Below are 6,392 nucleotides of genomic sequence, written 5' to 3'. Positions count from 1 at the left end.
TACAAGCAATTGGGCATCACCCAGCCGCTGTACCAATCCCATGGCGTGGCGTCGAAGGATTACATCCGTCTGGCCGGCGACGCCGCCGACGGCGTGCGTCTGCCCGCCGCCGGTCTGGTGATCGCCGATCAACTGGCCGCCACCGACCCGCAAAAGCCGGTGGTCACCACCTTCAAGAGCGAATACGAAGCGGCGTTCAAGGCCGAAGTCTCGACCTTTGCCGGCCATGCCTATGACGGCTTGCAAATCGCCCTGGCGGCGATCTTGCGCGCCGGATCGTCGGACAAGGCCAAGATCCGCGACGAGATCGAAAAGACCTCAGGCTATGTCGGCACCGGCGGCATCGTCTCCATGTCGCCGACCGATCACATGGGGCTGAACCTGTCGGCGTTCCACATGGTGGAAATCGTCAAGGGCGACTGGAAGATGCTCGATTAGCGCACGATGGCGTGAGATCGCGCCGTATCCGCCGCGATCTCACGTCCAGCTCTGCCACCCGTTCCGCTTTTACCGTCTCGGGGTCCGCCTTCACAGCCAGGGCGGACCACCACACGGGGGTTCTCATGATCGAGTCGATGATCCAGTACATGCTGGCCGGATTGACCTCGGGCGCCATTTACGCGCTCGTGGGCTTGGGCTTTTCCATCATCTACAACGCCAGTCACGTCATCAATTTCGCCCAGGGCGAGTTCATCGTCATCGGCGGCATCAGCACGGTGGCGTTGTTGGCGGCCGGCGTGCCGCTGCCGTTGGCCATCGTGTTGGCAACGCTGGTGACCATGTTGGTCGGGCTGGCCCTGGCCAAATTCGCCATCCAGCCGGCGCGTGACGCCGACGTGGTGGCGCTGATCATCATCACCATCGGCGCCTCGATCTTCCTGCGCGGCGTGGTGCAACTGGTCTTTGGCAAGGACATCCATTCGCTGCCGGCTTTTTCCGGGGAAACTCCGCTTAACCTGATGGGGGCCACCCTGATGCCGCAAAGTCTGTGGGTGATGGGGGTCAGTTCGGCCTTGATCGTGGTCATCGCCTGGTTCTTCAACGCCACCTTGGCCGGCAAGGCCATGCTGGCCACCGCTTACAACGCCTTGGCGGCGCGGTTGATGGGGGTCAACACCAAATGGGTCTTGCTGTCTTCCTTTGCCCTGTCGGCGCTGTTGGGCGCGGTCGGCGGCATCGTGGTGACCCCGATCACCTTTGTCTCCTATGAATCGGGCATCATGCTGGGGCTCAAGGGCTTTTCCGCCGCCGTCCTCGGCGGCCTGGGCAACGGCATCGGCGCTGTCGCCGGCGGCCTTATTCTCGGCATCGTCGAGGCGCTGAGCGCCGGCTATCTGTCGTCCGCCTATAAAGACGCCATCGCCTTCATCATCATCTTGGTGGTGCTGGTCCTGCGTCCCAACGGCCTGTTCGGCAAGAAAGGGATCGACCGGGTATGAACGCCATCTTGCAACGCCATCGCGGTCTGATCATCCTGGCCGCGCTCATCGCCCTGCTGCCCTTGGCACTGCGCAACGACTATCATTACGACGTCGCCATCAATGCCGGGCTGAACGCCATCGTCGTCGTCGGCCTGAACCTGTTGATCGGCTATGCCGGCCAGATCAGCCTGGGCCACGCCGCCTTTTTCGGCCTGGGCGCCTATGCCTCGGCCATCCTGACCAGCACCTATGGCTGGCCGGTGCTGGGGGCCATGGCCATGGGCACGGTGATCGTCGGCATCCTCGCTTATGTCATCGCCCGGCCGATCCTGCGCTTGAAAGGCCATTATCTGGCCATGGCCACCTTGGGCATCGGCGTCATCATCTCCATCGTCTTGAATACCGAGGCGCAGGTGACCGGCGGCCCCGACGGCATGTCGGCGGCCCCCTTCACCATTCTGGGCTACACCTTTGCCTCCGAGCAATCGTGGTACTGGCTGGTCGGCGGGTCGCTGTTGCTGGCGGTCTGGCTGGCCAGCAATCTGATCGATTCGCCCATCGGCCGCGCCTTGCGGGCCTTGCACGGGGCCGAGGTCGGCGCCCGCGTCGTCGGCATCGACACCACCAGCTACAAGGTGCTCATCTTCGTCGTCTCCGCCATGTTCGCCAGCTTCGCCGGGTCACTGTTCGCCCATCACACCCCGACCGTCACCCCGTCGATTCTAGGCTTCACCAAATCGGTGGAATTCGTGGTGATGGCGGTGTTTGGCGGCATGGCGTCGACCATGGGCTCGGTCCTCGGCGCCGTCATCATGACGCTGTTGCCCAACGCCCTGGCCGCCTTCGAGGATTTCGAACCGATCATCCTGGGCGGCATCATGATGGGCACCATGATCTTCATGCCCAAGGGCCTGGTTCCCACCATCGCCAAGAAGCTGCGCCGCAAGGAGGCCCCATGAGCCTGCTGAAAGTCACCAACCTGACCAAGAGCTTCGGCGGCGTCTCGGCCATCCGCGACCTGTCGTTTTCCATCGAGGCCGGAACCATCCATTCCATCATCGGCCCCAACGGCGCCGGTAAAACCACCTTGTTCAACCTGATCACCGGGGTTTACACGCCATCTTCGGGGGCCGTCCGCTTCAACGACCGCGAAATTGGTGGCGTCGAGCCGCACAAGCTGGCCGAACTGGGGATGAACCGCACGTTCCAGAACCTTCAGATTTTTCACAATATGAGCGCGGTGGAAAACGTCATGGTCGGGGCGCATCTGCATCTGCAAAAGGGATTGCTGCAATCGCTGTTGCGGCTGCCGTCGCTGGCCCGGTCAGAGCGCCAAACCCGCGATCATTGCTGGGAGCTGATGGATTTCGTCGGCCTAGCGCAATACCGCCACGCCGAGGCCAACGCCATGTCCTATGGCGCCTTGAAGCGGCTGGAAATCGCCCGCGCCCTGGCCGCCAAACCCAAATTGCTGCTGCTGGACGAGCCCGCCGCCGGCCTGAACGACACCGAGACCCGCGAAGTGGACGAGGTGATCAAACGCATCGCCGCCCAAGGCATCACCGTGGTGCTGGTCGAGCACGACATGAAGATGGTGATGGGCATTTCCGACCACATCTTGGTGCTGGATTACGGCGCCAAACTGGCCGAGGGAACCCCCGCCGAAATCCGTTCCAACCCCGACGTCATCGCCGCCTATCTGGGCACGGTCGGTTAAGGAGGCCGCAATGCTTTTGGAAATCCAAGGGCTGGAAAGCCATTACGGCCGGGTCAAGGCGCTTAAGGGCGTCGATGTCGCGGTCACATCCGGGGAACTGGTCGCCCTGGTCGGCGCCAATGGCGCCGGCAAGACCACCATGTTGCGGGCGCTGTCCGGCGTCCAGGCCATCAGCGCCGGAACCATTCGCTTCGACGGCATCGACATTACCCGGATGCCCGCCCATAAGCGGGTGGAACTGGGCATCGCCCAGGTCCCCGAAGGCCGTCAGGTGTTCGGCCCCATGAGCGTCGAAGACAATCTGCTGATGGGCACCTATCGCCGCCGCGGAGCCAAGCCGGCCGACGACATGGAGCGCATGTACGCCACCTTCCCCATCCTCAAGACCAAACGCAAACAGGCCGCCGGCCTGTTGTCGGGCGGTCAGCAACAGATGCTGGCCATGGCCCGCGCCCTGATGAGCAATCCGCGCCTGTTGCTGTTGGATGAACCCAGCATGGGATTGGCGCCGCTGCTGGTCGGTGAAATCTTCAACGCCGTCGAGCGCCTGAAAGCCCAAGGCATGACCATCTTGCTGGTGGAACAAAACGCCTTTCAGGCCTTGGGGATCGCCGATCGCGGCTATGTGATGGAGACCGGGACCATCACCATGGCCGACGATGCCCAGATTCTGCTGGGCGATGAGCGGGTCAAGGCCGCCTATCTCGGGCTGTAAGCCCGCTTATTTCGTACGGCATTTTTGATACAAAAAAGCGTCTTGTCGCATCATTATATGCAACAAGGCGCTTTTTTAATGCCTCAAAAGCAAGGTGAACAGCCGTTATTTTCCAATTCACAAAGCGACACATTTTTCTTTGACTAATGATAAATGATGTATCATATTTCTCCTCACAAAGGCGGTGGACCAACCACCGGCCATCGGAGGCAACCCCCGGCCAATCTTGCCGGACCACATTAGGAGCGACAGATGAGCGCCTCGAACGAGAAGCTTGCTCTCACCATGGAATTCCCGCCGGAAACGGAACAGCCCAACGTCTATCCGTTGTCCTGGCACGCCCAGAGCACCAAGATGGAAGAAGTGTGGGCCGCTTCGCTGCGCGAAGCTTGGGACCCGTCCAAGCTGCCGTGGGACACCTTTGACGTGTCCACCTATACCTGGGAAGAACGCGAATCCATCGCCTATTGGTGGACCCTGCTGTCGGTGTTCGACGCCTCGGCCCCGCCGGTCTTCGCCTCGGCCTTCATCAAGACCTATGAAAATCACGAAGAAGACCCGGTTCGCCGCTGCTTCTTCTCCGTCACCCGTGACGAGCAGAACCACGAGCAGATGTGCGGCCTGGCCATCACCAAGCTGCTGGAACATCCCGATCCGATCACCTATCAGCCCAAGACCGAGATCGGCAAGGCCCTGCAAAAGAACGCCAAGTGGCTGTATTACAACGGTGGCCGCTATTGGGCCGGATACAAGCAGGCGGTGCCGAAATATTCGCTGGCCGTGCTGTTCTCGTCCTTCCTGATGGGCGAAATCGCCGCCGCCACCATCTTCCACCAGATGGCCGCCGGCTGCACCGAGCCGGTGTTCAAGGAAGGCTTCCGCAACATCGGTCGCGATGAGGGCCGTCACATGGCCATCTGCATGGCGCTGATGGAACGCGATTACCCCAATCTGCCCAAGGAAGACGCCGCCACCATCACCAAGCAGGTGCGCGCCGGCTATCTGTTCTTGTCCGCCGTCTTGTTCGAGCCGCCGGCCGATTTCTGGGACCTGCCGGAAGATTTCATCGCCAACCAGCGTAAGGGTGAAGAAATCGCCCGTGGCGCCGGCTTCCACATCCCGGCTTATGAAGCCAAGCTGGAAAACTGGAAGAACGCCATGCTGAACCTCAAGGGCGTGCTCGACCGTTACGACATCCCCTTCCCGGCGATCCCCGAAGTGGGAATTTCCGGCCAGGAAGTCACCGATATCGAGATGAAGGACATCATCCCGGTCTTCTAACGCGGCCCTTATATTCCAAGATATGACCAGAGCCGGTGAGGGAAAACCCTCACCGGCCCTTTGTCCAAGAAACAAGACGTCTCAAAACAACAAGACTTCGAGGTGGGGAAATGAGCCGTATCCGTCTGCTGCCCTCGGGGCGCGAGGTTGAATGTCCCGATGGCGAAACCGTGCTGTCGGCTTTGGAAAAGGCCGGCTATGCGCTGCCCAACAATTGCCGCGCCGGCGCCTGTGGCGAATGCAAGGTCAAGGTGACATCGGGCCAGTTCGACCAAGGCATGGTGCTGGACATGGCCTTGTCGCAGGCCGAGCGCAAGGATGGCTTTGGCCTGATGTGCATGGCCAAGCCCTTGTCCGAACTCCTGGAAATCGAATGGGGCACCGACGACGCCAAGCCCAAGCTGTTCCCGCCGCGCGAAAACATGCTGTTCGTGGTCGTCGACAAGTTCCCGCGCACCCCGCGCATCACCGAATTCGTGCTTAAGCCGGTGGGCAAACCCATGCGCTTTTGGCCGGGCCAGTATCTGGTGCTGGGCGATGAAAGCCGGGGGGCGCCGCCCCGTTGCTATTCCATCGCCAACGCCCCCAAGCCCGATGGCGAGATCAACCTGCACATCACCCGCGTCGATGACGGCGCCACCAGCCGCTGGCTGCACGACAGCGTCGCCGTCGGCGACATGATCAAGGTATCGGGCGCCTATGGCACCTTCATCGGCGATCCTTCCGTCGATACCCCGGTCTTGTGTCTGGCCGCCGGTTCCGGCTTGGCTCCGATCATGAGCTTGGCCGACGGGGCGCTGCGGCGCGGCTATAACCAGCCGGTGACCATGGTGTTTTCCGGCAAAACCAAGGCCGATATCTATTGTCAGGGCAGCATGGCGTTGTGGCAGGCGCGCAACCGTCGTTTCCGCTTCATCCCCACCCTGACCCAGGAAAGTCACGACGGACAGATGGGCCGTATCCCGACCATCTTGCCCAAACTGTTCCAAGACCTGTCCAACCATTCGGTGTTCATCGCCGGCAGCCCCGCTTTCGTCGATGCCTGCGTGGTCGCGGTCAAGGCCCTGGGGGCCAAGCCGGAATTGATTCATTCCGAAGGCTACTTCCTTCAACACAAACCCGAGCAGCCGCCCGCCGACAGGCTGGCACCCGCGGTCTAAACCCCACCTCGGGCCATTGCTGCCGGCTTGACCCCTTTCCGCTTGGCGGAAAGGGGTCTTTTTATGATGTCCACGCCCTTGCATCCCCACATCTTATG

7 protein-coding genes are annotated in these 6,392 nt (G+C 61.4%); all 7 read left to right on the top strand.

Annotated features, from left to right (window positions below):
* The coding region (locus KEC16_RS14745; RefSeq protein ID WP_211550266.1) for an ABC transporter substrate-binding protein at positions 1-438 on the top strand (438 nt) is incomplete at its 5' end.
* 125 nt (positions 439-563) lie between these two features.
* Positions 564-1,439: a branched-chain amino acid ABC transporter permease gene (locus tag KEC16_RS14740; RefSeq protein ID WP_211550264.1), complete on the top strand. Its 876-nt coding sequence runs from the start codon at positions 564-566 to the stop codon at positions 1,437-1,439.
* The gene (locus tag KEC16_RS14735) at positions 1,436-2,380 is read left to right on the top strand and encodes a branched-chain amino acid ABC transporter permease (RefSeq protein ID WP_211550262.1); all 945 of its coding nucleotides are present in this window, start codon (positions 1,436-1,438) and stop codon (positions 2,378-2,380) included. The genes KEC16_RS14740 and KEC16_RS14735 overlap by 4 nt, the downstream gene beginning before the upstream one ends.
* Complete coding sequence (locus tag KEC16_RS14730) at positions 2,377-3,138, top strand: ABC transporter ATP-binding protein (protein ID WP_211550260.1); 762 nt, start codon at positions 2,377-2,379, stop codon at positions 3,136-3,138. Before KEC16_RS14735 ends, KEC16_RS14730 begins: the two co-directional genes overlap by 4 nt.
* 10 nt (positions 3,139-3,148) lie before the next feature.
* Positions 3,149-3,853 carry an ABC transporter ATP-binding protein gene (locus KEC16_RS14725; RefSeq protein WP_211550258.1) on the top strand — a complete coding sequence of 235 codons (705 nt, stop codon included), beginning with the start codon at positions 3,149-3,151 and terminating at the stop codon, positions 3,851-3,853.
* A gap of 252 nt (positions 3,854-4,105) precedes the next feature.
* Complete coding sequence (locus KEC16_RS14720) at positions 4,106-5,134, top strand: hypothetical protein (RefSeq protein ID WP_211550256.1); 1,029 nt, start codon at positions 4,106-4,108, stop codon at positions 5,132-5,134.
* Between the two features lie 110 nt (positions 5,135-5,244).
* Complete coding sequence (locus tag KEC16_RS14715) at positions 5,245-6,294, top strand: 2Fe-2S iron-sulfur cluster-binding protein (RefSeq protein WP_211550254.1); 1,050 nt, start codon at positions 5,245-5,247, stop codon at positions 6,292-6,294.
* Positions 6,295-6,392 lie beyond the last annotated feature (98 nt).

The sequence above is a fragment of the Magnetospirillum sulfuroxidans genome, from assembly GCF_018224925.1.
In the GTDB taxonomy this organism is placed as follows: Bacteria; Pseudomonadota; Alphaproteobacteria; order Rhodospirillales; family Magnetospirillaceae; genus Magnetospirillum; species Magnetospirillum sulfuroxidans.
The sequence above is the reverse complement of the archived record's forward strand: the minus strand, read 5'-3'. Positions and strand labels throughout refer to the sequence as shown.

What these genes read in the sequence shown, in the direction of transcription:
- KEC16_RS14740 (WP_211550264.1), top strand. Translation starts at nt 564, where the DNA reads ATGATCGAGTCGATGATCCAGTACATGCTGGCCGGATTGACCTCGGGC.
- KEC16_RS14735 (WP_211550262.1), top strand. Translation starts at nt 1,436, where the DNA reads ATGAACGCCATCTTGCAACGCCATCGCGGTCTGATCATCCTGGCCGCG.
- KEC16_RS14730 (WP_211550260.1), top strand. Translation starts at nt 2,377, where the DNA reads ATGAGCCTGCTGAAAGTCACCAACCTGACCAAGAGCTTCGGCGGCGTC.
- KEC16_RS14725 (WP_211550258.1), top strand. Translation starts at nt 3,149, where the DNA reads ATGCTTTTGGAAATCCAAGGGCTGGAAAGCCATTACGGCCGGGTCAAG.
- KEC16_RS14720 (WP_211550256.1), top strand. Translation starts at nt 4,106, where the DNA reads ATGAGCGCCTCGAACGAGAAGCTTGCTCTCACCATGGAATTCCCGCCG.
- KEC16_RS14715 (WP_211550254.1), top strand. Translation starts at nt 5,245, where the DNA reads ATGAGCCGTATCCGTCTGCTGCCCTCGGGGCGCGAGGTTGAATGTCCC.